Source organism: Lysinibacillus sp. FSL K6-0057, from assembly GCF_038630885.1.
In the GTDB taxonomy this organism is placed as follows: domain Bacteria; phylum Bacillota; class Bacilli; order Bacillales_A; family Planococcaceae; genus Lysinibacillus; species Lysinibacillus fusiformis_F.
Map to the genome: position 1 here is coordinate 4,810,278 of NZ_CP152047.1, position 22,561 is coordinate 4,832,838.

Below are 22,561 nucleotides of genomic sequence, written 5' to 3' on the forward strand. Positions count from 1 at the left end.
TATTTTTGAGTCAACCTTGTTATTCTTTATAGTAATATTTCCTCTCAGGCCTTCCAACAACTCCATATTCATGTTTTGCCGTACAGACATCTATTGAAACGAGAAACTCTAAATACCTTCTTGCAGTTGTTCGAGATGCCCCAATTTGTTCACCCATTTCCTCAATGGAAATGCCGCCTTTCATTTCTTTCATTACATTTGTCACTTTGTCCAAAGTATGACGATCTACACCTGAGGGTAAATCCTTTTGAGTTGCAGATGATTGATTAGCGACACCAAAGTATCGATCAATCAATGTTTGATCCACCTCATCACGATGGCTTAGTAGCCGTTTCTTTTTTTTATATTCTTCAACGGCTTCCACAAATTTCTCCATTGTCACTGGCTTCAACAAATAGTTACTGACACCATATCTGACTGCCGTCTCAAGCATCGATTTTTCCGTTGCAGCAGTCACGATAATAATATCGATTGTTGGATAATGATCCCGTATCTTTGCTAATAAATTTGTTCCAAGATCATCCGGCATATAGATATCCAAAAAAAGCAAGTCAACTTCGTGTTTCTCTAGTATGTCCATCGTTTCCTTTGCATTCAATGCTTTCTGAACGACCTTTACATCTGGTAGCTTTTGCAAAAACTGTTCTTGCACTTGTGCAATACGAAAATCATCTTCCGCAATGACAACCTTAATCATTGTTCCCTCTCCTTCTTTTATCTTGCTTTACTGGCATTTAGACAACCGACTTAGATGGGAGTAAACCCCCAATTTCAACATCAGTAGAACTATAGATTATTTCACTGAGTAAGTTTCATTTTTTCGGTAGGAATACCGTGAAAATGGCCCCACCATTTTTGTCATTTTTTACTTCTACTGTTCCACCTAAAGATTCTACAATTTGTTTAACATTAAATAATCCGTACCCTCTATTTTCTCCTTTAGATGAACTACGTAAATCAAATATAGAATCTAACATGTCTTCAGCAATTCCCTTGCCATTATCTGCTACTTCAATAATGATATCATTCCCAATTCCTGTAATTGAAAAGTTCACCGTTCTCTCTTTTTGATTGGCTACGGCATCAAATGCATTATCAATAAGATTTCCAATGATTGTAATGATATCCGTGATTTCAATGTGATTTGGTAAGATATCTACATAACTATCGGGATCAATTTCAAAGGCAATTTTCTTTTCCGATGCATTGCCTAGTTTCCCTAATAATATAGCTTGAACATTTGTATCATGAATTTGATTGAATAGTATTCTGTTCTGGTGCTGATGATTGGCTGACTCCTTTTGAATAAATTCAAATGCATCCTGATATCTCTCTAATTGGATTAATCCTGATAATAAGTAAAGTTTATTAGAGTACTCATGCGTTTGCGCACGAAGTCCCTCTGAATATTCACGAACCTCTGTGATCGTATCAATAAGCTTTTTAAGCTCCGTTTTATCACGAAAACTTGAAACTACACCTACAATCTGTTCATTTTCGATGATTGGAATAAAATTAAAAATAAATACTTTATCATTAATTAATATCTCTACACTATGAATGGGCTTACCTTTCTGTAATACATGATCAATATTAATTATTGGTGAGACATATTGGATATGTTGACCCATCAAGGATTCATCCATGAGGTTCAACATTGACCTTGCAGAATGATTGATTAAAGTTAAGAATCCATTTTGATCAACTGCAATGATTCCTTCCTTGACTGATAATAGAATGGCACTTCTTTCTCTATATAATGAGGAGATTTCATGCGGTTCCAGCCCCATCGTATCTTTTCTAATACTTTTGGTTAAAAAAATACCACCAATGATTCCTAAAATTAAAACAATCAGAGATGCAATAAGAATGGATTTAATTCGTTTGTAAATATTTTGATAGATGTCTTTTTCCGCGTATTCAACTGCTACGGTTCCAATTACACGAGTGTACTCTCCATTGTCTGCAATGATCGGAACCTTCCCTATTAAAACAGAACCACTCTCTCGTTCCACTTCAAAATTATTAGAACCGCCAAATATTAACCCATAATTATTTGTATGATCAAAATTCTTCTGACCAACTTGACTTGGGTCTTGATGCGAATAAATAATCTTCTCCCGATCTTCAATAATAATATTTTCTGCATTTACCTGATCTATTACTTGATCAGCAATTGGGCGAAAACGTAGCTCTAAATCACTTTTTTCAATGGATTCTTTCAGTTCTGGCATAAGCGAGATAGTCATAGCCGATTGCAATGCCAATTGTTTAACTTGAGTCCTAGCATCAACATATTGCAAATAAGCAAATATGCTGGCGAGAAGAAAAACAATAAAAAGAATTAACGTGCTAATTAGTCCCAATATTTTTGTTTGTAATGGAATCTTTTTTTTGTTCAATATACTTAACCCTTTTCAACTAGTGTAATTCATTATTATTAATTTTCACCCTACTTTTATTAAGAATATACCATTGCGCTTAACTAAAAGGTTTAAATCCCTTTGTTGTTGATTTAAGAGGATACCACAGACGCAGTTCATGGTAATTTGACTGTTATGATTGTTTTAATTAGAAAAATCTAAAGAACTTACTAAAATATCAGAGGAAAGCCTAGTTTGAATCCAGCTTAATTTCTTGATTATACTATAATTCAAAGGGATTTTTGAATTTATAAAAGCCTTCCACCTAAATCAGTAGAAGGTTTCATATAAGAGATAACAATGTTTTATTTGAACTAACGCCCCTAATGATTAAAGTATACCTGATCACTAAATAGGTGCATTTATCTTTATCGAGCTAATTATACAAATCCCCTGATTTTTTATGGAATTTTATGTTAAAATAATTGAGATGAATTGGTTTAATTAAGGAGGTAATACTTATCATATTTTGGTTTCGACACTTACCACAGATAGATATGGATTTATCAGATTGGACTCCTTTCATACAGAATGATTGGTATCGCAAACATTATATGAAGTTTGTCTATCTACTTCAGTTTATCATTTTTTTGATGCCCTTTTTCTTTGAAACACATTTCACTTATATTAATAATTTTTCTCTCATTATAATCGTTATTATAGTTTTCATCATTCATGAGTATATACATATTGTTACCATAAACAAAAAAGGCGATATTAGCTTAACTTTCAGTGGATTTTTTTGGCTAAATACCAACGCAGTCTTATCCAAATCGAGATTTTGGTTCTTTATGAGCTTACCCTTTATTGTATTATCAGTAATCCCTGCCATTATGGCCTTATATGTACCAAGTAATATCAAACCAATCATAGTATTTGTAAGCTGGATTAACGCAGTCATTTCCGCTTCAGATATCATTAATTCATTTTTAATTGCCATTAAACCGAAAAGCGCTGTTTTTTACAGAGGTTTTTATAGAGTTAAATAGGGTTTATAGAGTTACTCATACAATCAAGGTATGTGACAACCTTGCACATACTCTTCAAACAAACCTGTTAGAACAGTATTATAACCTCATCACTAAAAGCTTAAAAAACTCAAACCTATCCATATATCTTAAGGTGAGTTTAAGATTTCTTATTCCCATATATTCGCTTTATTAGAAACCTCCCTTTTCGTAGGGAGGTTTCTATACATTTCAACGTTCTGTAATGACTTGCCGCTTTTATGCTGCTGCAGTGATATTCCGTAGTATACTTTTATCACAACGAATTAAAGGAGTATAAAAATGCTTGATTCTAATCCTAATTGGCTGGCACATTGCACAGAAATAAAAGATTTAGCCAAATCATTATTTCAAAAATCAACGATACATCTTGATAGTGCGGCTCTGTTATTGATTACGGATGGCCAAACCACTCTATCCATTAATGGGCACAATGAACATATTGTATTTGGGCATTTAATTGCCCTTGATAGTGGTGCGGTTATCCAACTTACATATACAAACCGGCTTGATTTTTCAGGCTATTTAATTAGCTTTGATCTGTATGATATAGAAATGAAATCAATCTGTAATTGGTCTATCGATACAATGAATGGTTACTCCATTCAACGAGTGCCTGAAACGGTCATCGCAGATATTCGCATGTCGCTCGCTAAAAACATAGACCCTCTCCCTATCACCATTAAACAATTTATTTTATACAGCTTGCTGAAGGAATTACAACAGGAGCGACCAACAGATGCATACACACTTGAGCAAAGAATTGAACAGACTGTCGTTTATATGCAAAATAAATATAATCAAATGATGACAAGAGATGAACTAGCAGCTATTGCTGGATACAGCCCATGGTATTATTCGAGAAAGTTCATTGAGTTATATGATAAAACACCGATCGCTTATTTAATTAGCTATCGTATTTTCCGTGCACAAGAAATGCTATTAACAACAGATGATTTATCACAAAACATCGCAAAGAAAGTGGGCTTTGATGATGTGCAAAACTTTAGTCGACAGTTTAAACGCATTGTTGGTCGCCCACCTAAGCAATTCAAAAAGAGCATTGGTGATTATCGTGTTTGCTTTCTCTCACCTGCACACGCAGAAATTGCGATTGCATTAGGTGTTGCACCTCATTGTGTTACTGTGACTAGCTCCCTAACGCCAACATATCAAAAGATGCTTTTTCATGAAGTTGGTATAACCATTTTAGAAATGCCACAATATGTGATTCAACAAGACACCATTGTACAGCAACAACCCGATTTAATTATCGGTGTCGACTTAACGGAAGAGACCAAACAACATTTCCAAACGATCGCCCCTGTTATCACTGGGCTACCTTATGATTTAAAATCACTCATTCGTTATTTTGGTGAATTGTTTCATAAAGAGAAGGAAGCTATACAAATCATTCGGGAACTTGCGACACATGTAGAGGTTCTAAAAAATAAAATACAACAGCATATTGCAAAGGATGCTACTGTACTTTATTTACGTGTGGAGGAGTTGGGTTATCGCTATTTCGGTGAGTCTTCTAGTGACTCGGCTATCCTTTTATATCAGGAACTTGGCCTACAAATGCCTGACATATTGCGTGCAAATGAAAATAGTTTCAACACATGTTCTTTACAACAATTAGTGGCAGCCAATCCTACCTATTTGTTTATTGAAAAGCGCATAATGGATTATTATACTGCAGACCTTAGCTTAGCTACTCTACAAAAAAGTGAGCAGTGGGCAAATTTAGATGCTGTGAAAAATAAGCGTGTTTTTTATGTGGATACTGGTTTATGGATTAACAATTGCAGTGTATTTGGCAAAAGGAAAATTATGCAACAGATTGAACAATCAATTTTAGCTGTTTACCCTAAAACACAATAATCCAATTTTTAAGGCACTTTATGCTATATTAGACGCTCTCATAACCTGTTATTATTTGATAGTGATAATCATTATCAAATAGAAAAGGAGCTTTAATCAATGAAAAAAACGATGCAATATATACTTTTTATGTTAGTTGCTTTAACATTAGTGGCTTGCTCAAGCACTAACAAAGAGAGCGGAAATGAGGCAAAGGAGCAAGAAGAAAAAAGCGAGCCTACAACACGTGTTGTGAAAGATGCCTACGGTGATGTCACGATCCCTACCGAACCTAAAAATATGTTAGTCCTTAACTCTAACTATGCTGAAAACTTAATTGAAATCGGTGTAATGCCTCAAATGGTGACAGTCGTTGAAGAAATTGAACCTGCGTATCGTTTCAAATTATTCAATGACAACAATGTTAAAATCATTCCGACTGTGCAATATGAGGAGAATTTAGAAGTTATTCTTGAAGCAGCACCAGATGTCATTATTGCTCAAGGTGCAGCGATTGATGCTAAAAAATACGAAGCTTTAAGTAAAATTGCCCCTACTGTTGCTGTTGAAGCAGGCGTTGCAATAGATGAATATGTTCCTGTGCTTGGTGAACTGTTCAATAAAGAGAAAGAAGCTACACTTGCTCTCGAAAAATTTAGGGAAAAAATAGAAGAAACCAAAGAAAAGCTACACAATGCTATAGGTGACGAAAAAATTCTCGTATTACGTGTAGAACAAAATCAATATCGTGTGCTAGGCACTGAAAAGGGTAGCCCTGGTAGTGACATGCTATACACACAACTTGGATTAAATATTCCAACTATGTTGAAAGATAATAATGAGTGGTTCACGCCTATTTCCTTAGAAGTTTTTCCTGAACTTGACGCAGATCATATTTTTGTCGAACAACGTCAAATGCAAAATTATAGTAGCGAACAATCCATGAAAGATTTAGAGAATAGCCCAATGTGGCAAGCTATGGATGCTGTGAAAGCAGGCAAGGTTTACCCATTAAAAACAGCAGATTATGTTGTAGGTGAAGGTTTAATTGGCTCTCCACTATTCCTTGATTATTTAGTTGAAAAGTTGGTGCCTTAAATGGAGCAAGAAATTTATGATGTAATTATTATCGGTGGTGGGCCAGCAGGCATGTATGCTGCCTTTTACAGTGGCATGCGTGAAATGAAAACAAAAATTATCGAAGTAAAACAGGAATTAGGAGGGTTTATGCGCACCTATCCTGAGAAGCTAGTCTGGGATGTTGGTGGCATTGAGCCTGTTCGCTGTGAAGATATTATTCACTCCTTAATCAAGCAAGCTATGACATTTAATCCGACAATCGTATTTGGTCAAGAAGTTGTTGGTATGGAAAAACGAGATGATGGCATTTTCGTCTTAACAGCTAAAACAGGCGAGAAGCATTATACGAAAACGATTATTTTAGCTACAGGACGCGGTATCACACGCATTCAGAAATTAACAGTTGAAGGCGCTGACCGTTATGAACTAAACAACCTTCACTATACGGTAACGAACATCAATAGGTTTAAAGATAAACGTGTACTCATTTCTGGTGGAGGCGACTCAGCTGTAGATTGGGCTATTGAAATGGCTCCTATCGCCAAAGAAGTATATGTCATTCATAGACGGGATGACTTTAGTGCCTTTGAATCGTCTGTAACACGCATGAAATCTATGGCAACAACCTATGTTCCTTATACGGTTTCGCGTTTACATGGCAATGGCAATAAAATCGAACATGTTACATTACATCATGTTGATTCAGATGATACGACAAAGATTGAAGTAGACGAAGTACTTGTTAATCATGGGTTTGACCGACACTTTGGTGGCGCCATTATGGATTGGGGCTTAGCCACTGAAGAATGGGGCATTTCCGTTACACCAAAAATGTGCACAAGCATGTCAGGCATCTTTGGCGCAGGTGATATTGTAACGAATGAAGGGAAAATAAGACTGATAGCAGGCGCATTTAATGATGCTGTCCTTGCTGTCAATAGCGCCAAATTATACATCGACCCTACTGAATCAAAAATGGCAGGCGTTTCTTCTCACAATGACCGCTTCGCTGAAAAAAACGAAGCGTTACAACAAAAGAATAAAGCTGTAGCTACACATAAGTGATTGGCTAATATCTCCCCCATTAGATAAACAAATCATCTGTTTATCTAATGGGTTTTTTATCTAAAACGTTGTACACATCCACTAGAAGGCACATCTTGAATTGTTAACTATGGCTTATCAAGAGATTGTTGCCGCAGCCCAACCAGCTTGTTGTTGCGCAATAATAAAAAAAATCCTGCATAGTAAACACAGGATTTCTGTTAATGTAATTATTTTTACAGATTTACAAGTCACATTGAGAATTAGATTTTCAAGCTGTGAAAGTTGAGTGAATAATAACTAGTAAATCAAATAAAACTCAGCATGCTTAGTATGTACCTTTTTGATGCTAAATCTAATCACATCGTTTTCTTCTTAAAAATATACGGCAATACCTCTAACAATCGTCCACGTGTAATGGGATCATCATAATTCCATGTATAATCTATAATATGAGTCTTACCAAGAGTTAATTCGGTTAATGCCGCAATCTGTGGACAGTTTGCAACAGTTTGCAATTCTTGTGGAGCAGCCAAGATGAAATTACGATCTCCAGCATAGTGATTCATTTGATGCTGCTGAATTTCTATCCATGCTTGCTTTTGTTCGATTAGGTGCATCACTTTAGCAGAGGGTCGAAAGCCAAGCGATTCATACAAGCTAGCAGCCAATCCGTTCTGGCCCATAATATAAAATTTTTCACCCAACTTGAGATAAACAGCAGCTGTCTCCCCAGCAACATAAGCATCTGCTAATTGCCTACGTACCACTCTTACTTTGTCCTCATATGTAGTAATCCACTTCTCTGCCGTTGTACTCCGTTCAAATAGTTTAGCGATATACCGTAACCGCTCAAATAAACTAAACTTACTATCTAGTATAACAGTAGGTGCGATCGCATCTAGTTTCTGCAAATCTTGTTCAGGATGAAAATAGCTAAGCAATAATATCTCGGGTTGCAGCTGTGCTATTTTATCCGGATCTACCCAATACCCGACACTATGAATATTTCGCAGCTTATTGTGATAAATCAAACTATTTTTCATGACAGAGATGGCTGCTCCTATAGGAGATATGCCTAGAACGAGTAATTCTCCAAGTGTAAATTTACCATCCGTCACAATACGTGTTGCATCCTTAGGGACATGAATCTCTCTGCCAAATGAATCGATAACTGTCTTTTGCTGAGTATGAAAATAGATATTCACATATTCACGTGGAGTGTTTCCAGTTAATTTATGAAAGCACCGACTGAAATAAGATTCATCCTTAAACCCAATTTGCCGAGATATTTTTCTTAATGGCTCGGCAGAATTACACAGAAGCTCTTTAGCCTGGTTTATACGTAAATGAGTCAAATAATCAGTTGGCTTTTTGCCAGTTAATATTTTAAACTGTTGACTATATTGCCATCTAACCATTCCGGCCATGTTAGCAAGTTGTTCTACTGTCAAGCTCTCATCATAATGCTGCTCCATATACTGTACAGTCTGTTGAACTAAGTTTATCTTTTCTTCGTTGTGCAACTGGGTAGCTTGCTGATCTAATTGAGCCATCATACCTAGAATTAGCTGAAGTCTTCCTTGCATCATCGCCATTTCTAATATGGATAGAGAGGAACAAAATCGATTAGCTTCATTTCCTAATACTTGCTTGACTTGAGAAAATAACAGATTATAGGGATAACCATAAAGCAAGGGTGGATAAGCAACCTTATTCAAAGTCAATTCCTCTACTTCAAAGGTTTCAAAAGTAAAGCGTGCAAGCTGTGCCTCTTTGTTAGTTGATTCCACAGTGTAGCTTTGTACAGGTAAAACTAGTATGCAACTTCCTTGTCGCAAATTGATTGCAATTTTGTCTACATACAGCCGTATGTCATGGCTAAGTGCTATTAATAATGTACAGAAGTTTTTTTCATTGTAATTAACTCCCTCATTATGGCTAATCGCTGACATCATCTGGTCAACTTGAAACCGATCATAGTGTTGTAGCCTGATATACAGGGATGAAAGATTCATAAGCAACTCTCCAATAATCGAAAGTGATTATCATTATCATAACATATAATGACCCGCTTTCAACTATCGGTCGAGTATGCGTTATTATAGAAAAATAACGGTTTAAAGAACTGAATTGGCAGATCCGGTTTCTTACTGTTTGTTCATCCATTGTGGCAGTTCTTTTAATAATTGTTCCATAGCTAACAAGTTATCTGCATTCCATTCAGCAGAAGTAACGTAAACATTTCCCTTTTGGACAGCGGGCAAAGTCTCCCATATCGGGCTTTGCAGCAGTTGGTCAGCTCCTTTTTTACTTTCTTCATCATTAGCGAGTATAAGTACAAACAAATGATCACCAGCATACTCTGGAATTAGCTCTTCTGAAATTGCAACGAAAGTTTGCCCTTCATCAATAACATGTTGCTTTATAGCAGGTGGTATGGTGAAGCCGTTCTCTTGATAAATAAAAGCACCAAGTGATCGATTGCCCATAACATAAAGCGCTTTACCTTCCTGTATGAAAACTGTTGCTGTCTCCCCTTCTGCTAATTGAAGCTTATCAAACATTTCTTTCGACTGAGTTTCAAACTTAGCAATCCATTGATCTGCCTCTTCCTGTTGGTCAAAGATATTTCCAATCTCCTTTACACGCTCTATATAAGGTAGAGATGGGTTAAAGGGGATAGTAGGAGCAATTTTTGACAATGCCTCATTCCGTTCTGCATCCTTGTGGTAACTATTAATAATGAGATCAGGTTTTAAAGCCAAAATCGCCTCTAGGTCACCAGGATTTCCAACATCAACTATTCCAGCCGTTTTACCCTCATAGTAACTACGATTAGTAGCATGAAGAAGGTTACTACCAACAATTGGAATATCCATCACCAAGAAATCGCCAAGCGTCGGACCCAAATAAACCACTCGTTTTGGATCTGCAGGTATTTCAACCTGTTCACCTGTAATTGTTGTATATTGAACAGTTGTCGCACTTTCCTCTTTTGACTCATCAGATTGAACTGTTTCCTGACTATCCTCTACCTTCTCATCAGACACGTTTCCATTAGAACTGCTGCATGCCGATAATATCAACAGCAGGGATAACACCCCTGCCCATAATATAATTCGCTTTTCAAGTAATTTCTTCACACTTTGTTGCCCCTTTCCTTCCAATCCTTAATTGAAAATGATTATCATTTACAGCATTATTATAGCTTGTACAAATAGGGGAAACAATAAAGAAAACGCAACTATTTAATTGAATAAATGTCAATAGCCACAGCGTTTGTATAGGAGTAATGGACGGGCCATCTGCACGATTTTCACCTCCATAAATATTCAATGGTAAAGTTTTCATCAACGATATCAACCTTGATATGAGAACAACGCTAAAGAGCATGTTTTGAAAAAAGATTGATCAAAACATGCTCTTATTTAATGGGATAGATTAAATTTTTTATAAAAAAGTTCGATAATTTTTTAACCCTTGTTGCACTAAAGCACCCCATTAGCTCAATTAGTAATACATTATTTAACCAACGTTTGAAGGCTTATTAACACGGGGGCGTACACAATTAGTGGAATAAGCAAAATTACCGCACCAATTGTTTTATTCCCCTTTTGTAATAATAAAAGAGCAGTTAAGAAAAATAATGGATAAATAATAAAAGTAATTATTAATACACCATCAACTACTTGATACAGTTTTCCTGTAAATGCACTTATGAATGGGATTGAAATCCATTCTAGTACGCAAAATACAATAACCAATATCCACAACCATTTAAGTGTCATCACTAATCACCCCTAAATTTTTGATTGCTCAAAAAGTAAAAGCTCATTTTCCACTTTGTCATCCATTATATTTCAATTTCTTTTATTAACTTTACCAAATATACCCGATTTTTATCTAATGAACCTGCACCGTTAGTTTAAGTACATTTTTTCATAAACTTTACAGTGATAATAACGCAACTATTTAATGAGAACTCTCATTAGTTAATATTTAAATAATCCCAACTTTCATTAGTTGCTCTTCGTATTTCAATATCCATACCTGTTTACCTAATTTAAATAAACTTTCTCTTCAATCACTCTCTTATAAAGTACGGGGGTTATTATTGTTTACTGAAGAGCTAGAATAATTTCAAACTGTAGAATTGTCCTTCATAATTAATCACTTCATAATACGTTGTTAAGTCTAAATTAGTTAAAAGGAAAGAATCTTTTGCGACTAAATAATTATGAATCGATAAAGAGGCTTTATAATAATCCTTAAAAGTCTCTTCGTTTAAATTAGTTTTATACGCTGAAAGTATATTTTCATATTCTTCAATAGTTTTCAATTGACTGATGAATTCATAATCTTTTTTAGCATATTTATTTTCTAGGTGATCTTCTAAAATTGCTTTCACATCACTTGTATATGCCAATAAATCGGCATATTTCTCAAGTGGTAACATTGGTTTGACGTTTATATTCCATATATCTTCTGAATAAAGAGAGTATTTGTCTTTTAATTGTGACGGAATCATTTTTTTATATTCTATGAAATCCTTCACATCTTCTTCGGAAACATCAAAAGTATTCACGATCGCAATTTCCAATCGTAAAATATTTTCTTTTTCCGTATCAATTATTTTGATCATTTCATTTAACAATTCTTTGTAACGAGTTAAATCTTTTTCTTCAGGTTCTGCTTTAAGCATAAGACCGTATCCGCCATCTTTAAAAACTTTAGGTTCTAATTCAATTAGCTCTAAATTCTTTTTGTTTAATTGAATCGCAGCATCCTTTAAAGAAGCCTGATAAATTTGCAGTATTTTGTCATCGATCATGCTTAGATTGCTTAAATGTTGATAAATCCGTTTTATTTTTTGTATACGCTCTTCTTCTGTTAATACTTTAGCATTTTCAAAGACTGTTGTATTTTCAAAATTGTAACTCCCGTATCTTTTGTAATCCCAAACAAATTCAAGCAAACTGTTTCTTAAATTACTTAATTCCACGACTTCTTGATTTGTAACTGTTTCCTGAGAAAGTTCTGATTGTGTATCGGTTAACTCTTTCCCATCTTTTGTTTCGGTATCTGAACACCCTACAAGTAATGCAGCGCCTAAGCCACATAATATTAAAAATTTGCTTTTGAATTTCATGATTGTACCCCTTTTAAATATAAAGAAAAATATTTCTTCTTTCACTAGAAAATCGGTTAAGTATATATTGTATAAATTTGCGCTGTATTCCTAGACCACCTATAAAGCAACATAGTAAAATCATTATTATATAGCATTTTTCCGAAGTTTGTTGTTGTATTTTTATTAATCAACTTTCTTTTTCGTGGTAGGTATTTACTACATTTCCGTTCAAAGTCTATCATTCTTTTATTTTTTTCTCAACATCTTAATCTATCTTTAGGGCCTTGAAAAAAGTGCCAATCAGTCATAGTTGACTACCGCTTTATTCATTGTTGTTTAATGCTGAAACAAGCCAACTTTTATTATTCCCTTGCTACTCCCTATGTAATAAAACCATTTTCTTTCACTAATCTTCTTCGTTAGTTAAAGTACTTTTCTTCACAATCTCCGCATCCAATAATTATTATATTTTATTCAATTAAATGGCCCTTTTCATGAAAAAGGACACTCTCCTATTCAAGGAAAGCGCCCTTTAGATAGAATAACTAAACTTCATTTTGTGGCTTTTTCATGTGTTTCCAAACTTTCATTTGGGAATGTTTATTATGATTGTTTTGTATAGCTTATAAGTCCTTGTTGCACTAAAGCGCCCGATTGCTTAGGAGAGTATTGGTACAAATAGAACATCAAGAAAAATGTCTGCCGATATTAATGTGTATTAATGACCCATATTATCGTTATTACCACTAAGTGGTTCTACTACTTCTCCATCTTTATCTATTACAATACTGTCGGTTTCCTTATTACCCTCGGTCAAAGACCCATAATAAGTAAAAACACCAAAAGTAATAATAGCTATCGTTGCTAATACTATAGAAATTCTCTTTTTCATAAAGTAGTCATCTCCCTACATATAAATTTATTTTGTTCGAATTTTAACATACACTTTTTTCAATCTAATCCGATTAAAGCACAGCGCTTATTCAACAACTGCACCCGTTAGTTGAAGTATAACCTTCCCAAAGCTTTTTTATTTCTTCTGTTTGTTCGATAATGTTGTTATTTAATTTTCTAATTGCATCAAAGATAGCAAATGAACAAACAAAAATAACCACAGCAAGTCCTATGTCCATATTTACACATCTTTCATCAACAAATATAGTTTATTAAACCATTATAAGGTATTAATGATTGTTGACGGAATTTAAATTTAATAATGGAATATAGTTTGCTGTAGTAGAATATTTTCAAAGGAAGTGTTTATATGAAGGGAGTTCTAAAGTATTTAAGTGTCCTATTCTGTTTAGTTTTATTAGGGGGGTGTAGCGAGCAGGTCAAGGAGTTGGACGGTGAATTTTTATTAGGGCAATTCGGTACTGATTGGAAAAAGAAACTTATCATGTGGTAGTACCAATTCAATGGACGGGTGATTCACCGATAACGTTAAAATCGATTGAATTCGTTAAAGATTATCCAGACCCGCTTACTACATACGAAGAAGATGGTATAAAGTATGAGATTTTTGGAGCAGACCCATTAAGGAGAACTGGTATACACGGCGAAACATATGATAGGGAGTTAAAAAATATAAACGGTTTAGAAATTAATGGTGAAGGAAAAATTGTGATAAAGCTTTCGCTGGGTGATGTAAAAGCAGATAAAGCACGGAGGTTGAAAATTAAATTTGATAGTGACGGAGAAGAAGTTGAAAAAATTGTTGTATGGAAAACACTTGAACAAATAACAACGGAAACTGGTTAAAAATTTATATGTTTTGTTATCAGAAATCTTTAAGTTTCAGAGATTATAATATATACAAACTAAATCTTAATAACGTTCCCAAATCAAAGTTGGGCAGACGCAAAGGGCTAAGAAACGCTGTAAAACAAACGTTTCTTGGCTTTTTCTTTGGATATTGGTTATACAGCTTTTTATACAAAGGTATATAAAGATAGCCACAATAAGACTTTTCGATACTTTGCAGAAAACGTTGTAGGGGGTATTTTCTGAATAAAAAACTGCATATAGAGATGTTGTAAATCTTTATTTTTCTCAATCCTATACTTTAATTGCTGGGGATTTAGATGAAACAATATTCAACAATCGGGCGCAATTCTGTAGCAAGAATTGCGCTATTTCTTTTTTGGCAGCCATTTTATAGTGTATGAAAACTGTCATTTTGTCAGTGTATATTTTGGGGGAATTTGATAAAATTTAAATAATTATAATTAGAAGGAGGCGGTATATTATGAAAATCGCGAACATATTTAATGGGGTGAATCTATTTTAAGGGACGAGCGTATAAATCCCCTATAAACTACGTGGTCCCTAAAATCCGGAGGGAAAAAAGTGATTATTAGAGACTATAGGGTTAATGACGAGACTGGTTGGGTAAGATGCCGAACACTTGCGTTTTTACAGACTGCCTATTTTGATAATGTACTAAATAAGAAAGAATGTTATGAAAATCCAGCAATCGAGCTAGTCGCAGAGTTGGACGGTCAAATCGTTGGGCTTATTGATGTAGAATATGAAATAGAAGAACGAACAGTTTGCTCCAGAGGAGAAGGGTTAGGAGGGATGATTTGGCATATCGCTGTTCATCCGGATTTCTCCCGACGTGGAATAGGACAACAATTACTCTATGCTGCTGAAACTAAAGCTAGAAGAGTGAATTTAAATCGTTTTGAGGCTTGGACAAGAGATGATTTATGGGTTCAGAACTGGTATGAAAAAATGAATTTTAATATCGTTGATTCCTATTATCACGTTTATTTTGAAGGAAATGAAATGAATCATCGAATTCAAAGTAATATGCCCAATCTATACTTAGTTAATGCTTTTACTCATTACGTTGGGAAAGATATTGACCAATTTACAAATAATAAACGTATTCACCAATGTGTTTGTTTTGAAAAATCATTTTAATCATTTCTAAGTTATGAATGACATATTTATCAATAATACTATTCAACAATCGGGCGCGATTGTTGAGTAACATAGCTGGAAAATGATCAACCTTTTTTATAAAAATCTCATACTTATATAAAAAGAGTAACTCCATTTTGATCAACCCTTTTTCAAAGTGGAGTTTTTGAAGTTGCAATTAGATAAGAGGTGAGGGATATTTTTTAATCAATTTTTATTCCAAAGCTACAAAAAGAGCATGTTTTGGAAAAAGATTAATCAAAACATGCTCTTTAGATTTTTTCTCATATATAGGTTAATATCGTTAAATTAAAATTTTATTCCATATCTAAACTAATCATTTTTTATATTTTCCAAACGTTTTACGTCACGACTAAATTGTGTATGTCACGATAGAGTTGTTTACATCGAGACTAAGTTGTGTGCATCACGTTTGAGTTGTATATGGACACAACAATTGTTGATTTGGAATAAAGTTTGATCAAATGTAGGCTACAAACATTGATTTAATATATAGAAGGAACCCAAGTATTTTGAAAAAAGATTGATCAAAACACTTGGGCTGATTTTTATTACAAGTAGATTTTTGTAAAAAAGATTAATTAAATTGTTAAAAGCATATCCTCAATTTCTTTAATCTTCTTATTACAAGATTGCTTAATTTTCCCTCTAGGACTGTCTGCTAATATTTTTTCTAAACACTTTTTACTGTTCTCTAAATATATTCTATCTCCACCTTGCTCAGAATATTTTCTGTTCACAGTTGATAATTTCATTAAAATCTTATGGTACATATCACCTTTATGATTATATCTTTCACAGATTAAGCAAGCCTCTTCCAAATATTTTATAACTTCACCTATTTCAATACCTCTTTCATCATCTAATGAAAGAGCATGAATCCATAAAACAGCTGCATAAGACTTAGTACTTTTAATATTTGGATATTTGTATTTAATAGTCATAATAGTTCTTTCTAAAGACTCGCCTATTATATTTAAACAATATAATTTTTCATACTGATTTTTGGCTCTTTCATCCATTAACATTTTAAAAATACGTGCCTTTTGAAACCTTATATACGGGTGAGGGGTTCTAACTTCAATACTGTGTATCTTTGATTCAATTTCCTCTAACTTTTTCATCGAGATACTTTGATTATTTTTATTCTGTTGATACATTGCATAAACTTCTGTAATGGCAATTTTATCAACATAGTTAGTTGGCTTCCAATCTGCCATAATGTTTTTTAAATCTGTAAACTTCTCTATTTTCTCTTCTAAAAAACTGATATTTTGCTTCACTTCTTGTTTATGCTCTGCTATTTTTAATTCTAATTTCTTCTTTTCAACATCATTTGGTAAAAGATTGAAAAATATAAATTTAGTTGCAAATTCAGACATAGAATATAACTCCGCTGATTTAGTTACAATTAATTTAGTTGATAAATATACACATGTAGTTTCTACATTTTTTATTTTTAAATCTGCTATTTTACTTATAGAAAAAATATCTATAGGTTCATCATATAAAGCAATTATTCTTAATATTTCCACTGCTTCTAAATCTCTTTCCTGAAGCTCAGCTATGGTTTGATCAAAAGTATTCTTATACATGAATTCAGCTATTATTTCTGTATTTTCAGTAGAAATTGTACTTAACTCTGCTATTATTTCATTTATTGTTTTCTTTTTAGAACTAATTCTGTCCATAGCTAATAAAATAATAAGAGTATTTCCTTGTGATTCATAAAGTAAAGATTTTTTATCTTCTTCTGAAATATGTTCTAAATCTATACCCATTATTTGAGCATACTTCTCTATAAATCCTAAACCATTATTTTGTTCACTAAAACCTTTTAAATTTAATTTATATTCACATGATTCTTCATTTCTAGATGTCAAGATATATTGGATGTTCCGTGGACTTTGTTGAATAAAATTCATTACTTCTTGTTTATCAAATTCAGAAAAAGTTTCAAAATTATCAATAACTACTATCCCACCATTTCTGTAGGTACTTCCAGCTTCAGATATGGCACTTAATTTTAAATAATTTAAAATATTCACTTTTAATTCATTAGAATTTTGAATTTGACATCTTAATTGGTTTATTTTCAAATCACCAGTACTATCATTTATCGATAATTCTTCCTTTTTGTTAGAAAAATAAAGTAAGAAATCTAAATCTACTCTTAATTCCTTATCAAATGCTTTCCTATGTAAAACTCTTATAAATTCTAAAATTAATGAAGTTTTACCTACTCCACCATATCCATATACCACCAAAGAACCTGCTCGCCTATAGAACTCATCTTTCCCTAAGATAGCCTCCTGCAATTCTTGTATTTCCGGTTCTCTAAACAAAATAGTATTAGTATCCCAAGCTATCTCATTTAAATTATGTATTTTAAAAACCTGTTCTTTCCCTATAGTAAAAAAATCACTTATATAGTTTTCAATATTTTTTTTATCACAATACCAAAAATATTTATCTTTTATGACCTTCATAATTTGTGTTATGAACAGTAATACTTCTTGAGCATCTTTCATTAAAACTTTACTTGAAGCAGGATGAGATAAATCATTCCTAATTGATTTATACTTTTCCGATGAATATATAAAGGATTCTATTGTTTCAAAAGGTTGCCCAATCTCAAGAAAAAGAGGATTATATAAAAGCAATGTCAGGTCTACAATTTCACTTACATATAAAACTGAATTGTCTTGTCCAGATTCATAGTCCTTTGTATTTAAACAATTGATACTGTATTGAATAGATTTATAAAAATCTTTTTTGTTGGCTTTTATTTTCTTTAATTTCGATTCAAATTTACCTGTTTGTATAATGGACGTTTGACTTGTTGTACTCAATAGATTATTTATCTGTTGCTCAAACAATAATTCACTTGTGAAACTTAAAAAAACTTTTTCCGCAATATATGATCTGTACGCTACTTCAAAATTCTTCACTATTTTATCTAACTCATTATTTTGAATCTGTGATAAATACACGCTACTCCACCTCTATATCAATTTTATTAACCAAAATTCAATTATATTCCAATTATCTAATTTAATACACACACACGAGATAATTCCTCTATTTTCCTCTCTAATAATTTTGCTCTGTGATTTTTTTGCTTTTTCCCATGTCTCAAAGTTAAATAATTTATCCGCTTATAACTTAACTGTGCCTTATCCCATACACCATTGTTATCTATTAAACCTTTGAGTATTACATTTAGTTCGTACAGTTTATCCTCAAGTCTATTAGAAAAATAAATGAAAGTTGAAATTGCTTTTTCTTCTCTTTCAACTTCTATCACATTAACGACCTTTCCTGAGAATAACCTCACTTCTGCAATCACATACTTCCTCTCCATCAAACCATCACTCAAATAAACAAAACGTTTCGTATCAGAAAACTCTTTCAAACTACCTTGAATAATGTTGATAGATTGTAATTCTGGAAAATCTTGCAGCACTCGCATTACTTTTATAAACTCGCCTAGCTCGCCTTCAATTTGAATATCGATTAACGACTGTTGCTCCAATCCTCTAGCAACTTGATTTCCTCCTACATCTGCTGTGGATCGTTTGCTGTCAGCATTAATAAATCTCTTCTTCGTATTTTCATTTTCAAATTCACGCTTTTTATTAGTCCTACGGGGGATTTTAGTCACTTTCGGCATTTCGATATATTCATGCATTTGATTGTCCATTTCAATGACATCAAAATCATCTGTTGTACCCTTGATTTCTTCATCCAAAATTATTTCATCTTGCTGACCAGTTAAATTCTTTTTAGTCTGTAATGTATATTTCTTCGGCTCATTTGCTTTAGTAGATTGAGCTATTTCTGGATGTTCGTATGTAATTTCTTTGTACGGAATCTGTTTGTTTTTTACGCTTATCACTCGTAACACAGTACCACCAATAGCATTCGGTTTTACGATAGCTCTAATCGTAATTGAGTTTGTAAAAGACCAATCAAACTTTAGAGTTCCTTTTTGATTAAACGTATAAGCAACATTTTCAAATACGTTTCTTAAATCGCGATTTGTAATTAGCCATACAAGCTGATATAAGAAAGTTGTTTTTGTATATTTAATATTATAGAGTGATGAAAAATCTAAATGAATTTTGTCTGGGTAATAATTTTCAATAAAATATTGCGGAAATGAATTCATTTCAAAAAGTCGGTAAAGTAAAAAGCGATTTGGTGCTAGAATACTACGAACTACTTCTATTACAGGCAATGTGTAATATTTATTTCCTTGCTTAACACCAAAACTTCTCGATACATCTTTATCATTAGTACCTTGCACTTGCCAATTTCGCTCATGGGTAGACACACTATTTGGATAAATCGTTAGCTCTATTTCGTTGATACCTTGAGGGGGAATACTTTTTGTAATGTCCCCACCCATATAATAATGCTGAATAGCTAAAGCTGGAAGTGTACCCCAATCCGCTAAAACTTTCTCAGTCTTGCCGTTTGCTCTAAAATAAACATAAATCATTATTTTTTTCTCATGCCAAAAAGGAGAGCTAATCCAAATTAATTGTGCTTGCTCTTCTTTATTGAAAGGCCAATGCTGTAGTTTAACTGGTTGTTCGCTCATCGTTCGTCACTTCCTGTTTCATCGCTATATAACGCTCTAATATAGGTTTTATTTCATGAAAATGATGTGATTTAATTGCTGCTACTCGTTGCACTTGCCATAAAATTATTGGCTCGTTATTTTGTAGTAGTTCATCGATGATTTTGTAGCAACGACGTAATTGAAACTGTTGCACAGATTCTGTGATTTCCTGTAGTAGCTGTTTCGTTTGAGGAAGCTTATTTAAATGAAGTTCCAAGTTAGCTAATATCCCTAAACGCTTACCTAATGTTGTAGTTGTTATGCGTACAGGTTTTTCCTGTTGCAACAACTCCTTATACAGTAACTTTATTTGTTTTACATACTGTTGGTCTCGCCTCGTCCAATCAACAAACTTCGTTGGTTTTTGCTTCAGTTGTCTCTCTGGTAAATTTGCTTCTAACCAAGCCCTATCATGGCGATATAGATAAATATATTGCTTCTCAAATTGCTGTCTCAACTCAGTTCTTGAAAAAGACGGAAATTGTTTTATACCATCCAGCAATTCATTTTTATATAATGCCAGTTTGGCTTCTGCTTCTCTAGAATCCTTACAGTGTTTCAATTCGACATTTCCATTTAAATTCCTTTTAATTGTTTTCGAATCTACGCCTAATTCTCTAGCCATAGCTCGGATGCTTAGTTTTTCATTCGCTAGTTCGTTTAATCTTTGTAGCCAAACTTCTCCAAAAGCCTTTACTCGTCCTATTTTAAAAATATCCGTTGTATGTTTTCTTGCATAAATAAACCCACATGAACATGTAAATGTACCAATTAAATTTTTCGTTTTAAAATCCCTTGTTACGTCTACATCCTGAATAACCAACTGCTTATAATGTGATGCAGCCTTATTTAAACAAGGAAATGGACCAGAACCGAATGCCCCTTTATCTGTTGAAGCTGTTATTAAACGCTCTATATCTTGTTGTAAAAAATGCAATAAAAATAAATGACGCAATGGATGAACATGACGTTTACTATTTCGTAATAACACCTTCAACCAATTGTATTCATACGCCTCATCTAGCTCACTTTCATAACGCTGTAAAAAGCTGTTGGTAAAATGTGAACTTACTGCTTGGTACAGCTCTTTTTGTCGAATACGATTAGAGGCTGTTATTAAATTTTGCTCTCTTAATAATGCTCGGTACTTTGATGTGACGACTTCTCTTGAAAGCCTATGCAATGGTAACTGCAATAATTGGTAGGCTTGCTTTGCTATTGTTACAGCTATTTCTTGATACGGATCAACGTCATAAATAGCTGTTAAATTCATATGCTTCAATTCAAATCGAATGTATTGTATCCGACTATCCGATACGGTTGGATATTTACGTAACGGCACTTCATGATGTGGACAATAATCACTACCTTGAAGCTGATGCTCCCTATGAATGTATGGCTCTCCGTACTTTGCATTGTCCTCTTTTGCACATTCAGCACAATAATATAAGCCATCTTTTTTACAAACGCTACCTGCTATCATGCCAAGTCTTGCATATAGTGCCTGTCCATCTTGTAATACATCCTGCAAAATTTCCTGTTGCCGCGCTTTCGATAAAAACGAAGCATAGTATGGATAAATGGTATGATTGGCTAAAAGCGATTCCACCGAGTAGTGCGGACCTAACTTTTCCGCCAGAACAGAAAAATAACTACCAATCTCCACACTCGGTATCACACAACGACTGCCAAACAACTCTTCCAACGTATCTTTACAATCAAGATTCCCACTATAAAAGTGGTAACGCGCAATGGCTGAATACAACAATTCATTCGGATATGGGTTTGTGAAGAAAGGTAGCACTTTTTTAGTTCCTCCAACTAAGATTTCTAACAAATTCTTTCAAGATAAAGCTGCTTTTCTCTTGATTTGCGTTTTAGTTTACCATTATTACTATTAAAATAGTTTTGGTACTCCCTATGAACTACTGGGGCTAATTGTAGTAATAAAAGTGTGAATTTTTTATAATCCAACTGTTCCTTCAACAACTTATGCAAGTCATCTTCTGGATGTACTGTAATATTTCTAATTCGAGAGAGGGATAAATTTTTTATAAAATTTTTATTATTTTTTAATGATTTTAAGTGTATCTCATGATATTGTCCAAGTTCCTCCTTAACTTTTGAGTTAAGAAATGTACATTCTTCCAAAGCTTTAATTAAATTAAATTTATATGGGTCTTCTTTTTTGTCAAATTTTCTTTTATTTTTATTTTTGTATAGTCTTTTCGAATTTATAGCTATAGGTGTGATCAAATAAATGTAGGCTCCTAAAAAAGCTAGTCTATAATTACCATTCAAATAACTACTTAACACTTCCTCTAAATCTGTTTTTTTAGTAATTCCATGTTTCAATCTAATATTCCGTAATTCATGATGACTATCCTTTATTCTTTTCTCTTCTAATGAACTAACCATAAAATCAATCACTCAC

Annotated in this window: 18 protein-coding genes; 6 read left to right on the forward strand and 12 right to left on the reverse strand. The window is 33.5% G+C overall.

The genetic code is table 11. The annotated features are described in order from the left end of the window. Nucleotides 1–19: 19 nt before the first annotated feature. On the reverse strand, nucleotides 20–697 hold the full coding sequence (locus MHB40_RS24065; protein ID WP_342533579.1) for a response regulator: 678 nt from the start codon (nucleotides 695–697) through the stop codon (nucleotides 20–22). Between the two features lie 115 nt (nucleotides 698–812). After that, nucleotides 813–2,405 carry a sensor histidine kinase gene (locus MHB40_RS24070; protein ID WP_342534817.1) on the reverse strand — a complete coding sequence of 531 codons (1,593 nt, stop codon included), beginning with the start codon at nucleotides 2,403–2,405 and terminating at the stop codon, nucleotides 813–815. A 473-nt stretch (nucleotides 2,406–2,878) separates the two neighbouring features. Here MHB40_RS24070 and MHB40_RS24075 point away from each other — a divergent pair, with 473 nt between their 5' ends. The 4 genes from MHB40_RS24075 to MHB40_RS24090 all read left to right on the forward strand — a co-directional run bounded on the left by MHB40_RS24075 (nucleotide 2,879) and on the right by MHB40_RS24090 (nucleotide 7,438). Further along, nucleotides 2,879–3,412, forward strand: a complete 534-nt coding sequence (locus tag MHB40_RS24075) for a DUF3267 domain-containing protein (protein WP_342534818.1) — start codon at nucleotides 2,879–2,881, stop codon at nucleotides 3,410–3,412. 300 nt (nucleotides 3,413–3,712) lie between these two features. Beyond that, complete coding sequence (locus MHB40_RS24080) at nucleotides 3,713–5,314, forward strand: helix-turn-helix domain-containing protein (protein WP_342533580.1); 1,602 nt, start codon at nucleotides 3,713–3,715, stop codon at nucleotides 5,312–5,314. A gap of 99 nt (nucleotides 5,315–5,413) precedes the next feature. Next, nucleotides 5,414–6,391, forward strand: a complete 978-nt coding sequence (locus MHB40_RS24085; RefSeq protein ID WP_342533581.1) for an ABC transporter substrate-binding protein — start codon at nucleotides 5,414–5,416, stop codon at nucleotides 6,389–6,391. Beyond that, entirely contained in the window at nucleotides 6,392–7,438 is a 1,047-nt protein-coding gene (locus tag MHB40_RS24090; RefSeq protein WP_342533582.1) for an NAD(P)/FAD-dependent oxidoreductase, read from the forward strand. Between the two features lie 338 nt (nucleotides 7,439–7,776). Here MHB40_RS24090 and MHB40_RS24095 read toward each other — a convergent pair whose 3' ends face one another. The 6 genes from MHB40_RS24095 to MHB40_RS24120 all read right to left on the reverse strand — a co-directional run bounded on the left by MHB40_RS24095 (nucleotide 7,777) and on the right by MHB40_RS24120 (nucleotide 13,443). After that, nucleotides 7,777–9,435, reverse strand: coding sequence for an AraC family transcriptional regulator (locus MHB40_RS24095; RefSeq protein ID WP_342533583.1), 1,659 nt, complete (start codon nucleotides 9,433–9,435; stop codon nucleotides 7,777–7,779). Nucleotides 9,436–9,567: 132 nt separating this feature from the next. Next, a complete protein-coding gene (locus MHB40_RS24100; protein WP_342533584.1) occupies nucleotides 9,568–10,563 on the reverse strand; it encodes an ABC transporter substrate-binding protein in 996 nt (331 codons plus the stop codon). Continuing rightward, complete coding sequence (locus tag MHB40_RS24105; protein ID WP_342533585.1) at nucleotides 10,547–10,771, reverse strand: hypothetical protein; 225 nt, start codon at nucleotides 10,769–10,771, stop codon at nucleotides 10,547–10,549. Before MHB40_RS24105 ends, MHB40_RS24100 begins: the two co-directional genes overlap by 17 nt. 170 nt (nucleotides 10,772–10,941) lie before the next feature. After that, nucleotides 10,942–11,208: a hypothetical protein gene (locus tag MHB40_RS24110; protein ID WP_342533586.1), complete on the reverse strand. Its 267-nt coding sequence runs from the start codon at nucleotides 11,206–11,208 to the stop codon at nucleotides 10,942–10,944. Between the two features lie 341 nt (nucleotides 11,209–11,549). Then, nucleotides 11,550–12,569 carry a hypothetical protein gene (locus tag MHB40_RS24115; protein WP_342533587.1) on the reverse strand — a complete coding sequence of 340 codons (1,020 nt, stop codon included), beginning with the start codon at nucleotides 12,567–12,569 and terminating at the stop codon, nucleotides 11,550–11,552. 700 nt (nucleotides 12,570–13,269) lie between these two features. Then, the gene (locus tag MHB40_RS24120; protein ID WP_342533588.1) at nucleotides 13,270–13,443 is read right to left on the reverse strand and encodes a hypothetical protein; all 174 of its coding nucleotides are present in this window, start codon (nucleotides 13,441–13,443) and stop codon (nucleotides 13,270–13,272) included. Between the two features lie 509 nt (nucleotides 13,444–13,952). On the opposite strand from MHB40_RS24120, the gene MHB40_RS24125 reads away from it, so the two are divergent. Both MHB40_RS24125 and MHB40_RS24130 read left to right on the forward strand, forming a co-directional pair. Beyond that, the gene (locus MHB40_RS24125) at nucleotides 13,953–14,312 is read left to right on the forward strand and encodes a hypothetical protein (RefSeq protein WP_342533589.1); all 360 of its coding nucleotides are present in this window, start codon (nucleotides 13,953–13,955) and stop codon (nucleotides 14,310–14,312) included. Between the two features lie 588 nt (nucleotides 14,313–14,900). Further along, nucleotides 14,901–15,479, forward strand: coding sequence for a GNAT family N-acetyltransferase (locus MHB40_RS24130; RefSeq protein ID WP_342533590.1), 579 nt, complete (start codon nucleotides 14,901–14,903; stop codon nucleotides 15,477–15,479). 602 nt (nucleotides 15,480–16,081) lie between these two features. On the opposite strand, the gene MHB40_RS24135 is transcribed toward MHB40_RS24130, so the two are convergent. The 4 genes from MHB40_RS24135 to MHB40_RS24150 are packed head-to-tail and all read right to left on the reverse strand — an operon-like array spanning nucleotide 16,082 to nucleotide 22,545. Next, on the reverse strand, nucleotides 16,082–18,493 hold the full coding sequence (locus MHB40_RS24135; protein WP_342441998.1) for an ATP-binding protein: 2,412 nt from the start codon (nucleotides 18,491–18,493) through the stop codon (nucleotides 16,082–16,084). Nucleotides 18,494–18,549: 56 nt separating this feature from the next. Then, nucleotides 18,550–20,106: a Tn7-like element transposition protein TnsE gene (locus MHB40_RS24140; RefSeq protein ID WP_342533591.1), complete on the reverse strand. Its 1,557-nt coding sequence runs from the start codon at nucleotides 20,104–20,106 to the stop codon at nucleotides 18,550–18,552. Next, a complete protein-coding gene (locus MHB40_RS24145) occupies nucleotides 20,087–21,964 on the reverse strand; it encodes a TnsD family Tn7-like transposition protein (RefSeq protein ID WP_342533592.1) in 1,878 nt (625 codons plus the stop codon). The genes MHB40_RS24140 and MHB40_RS24145 overlap by 20 nt, the downstream gene beginning before the upstream one ends. Then, nucleotides 21,958–22,545 (reverse strand): hypothetical protein, encoded by a 588-nt coding sequence (locus MHB40_RS24150; RefSeq protein ID WP_342442001.1) that lies wholly within the window; start codon nucleotides 22,543–22,545, stop codon nucleotides 21,958–21,960. Before MHB40_RS24150 ends, MHB40_RS24145 begins: the two co-directional genes overlap by 7 nt. Nucleotides 22,546–22,561 lie beyond the last annotated feature (16 nt).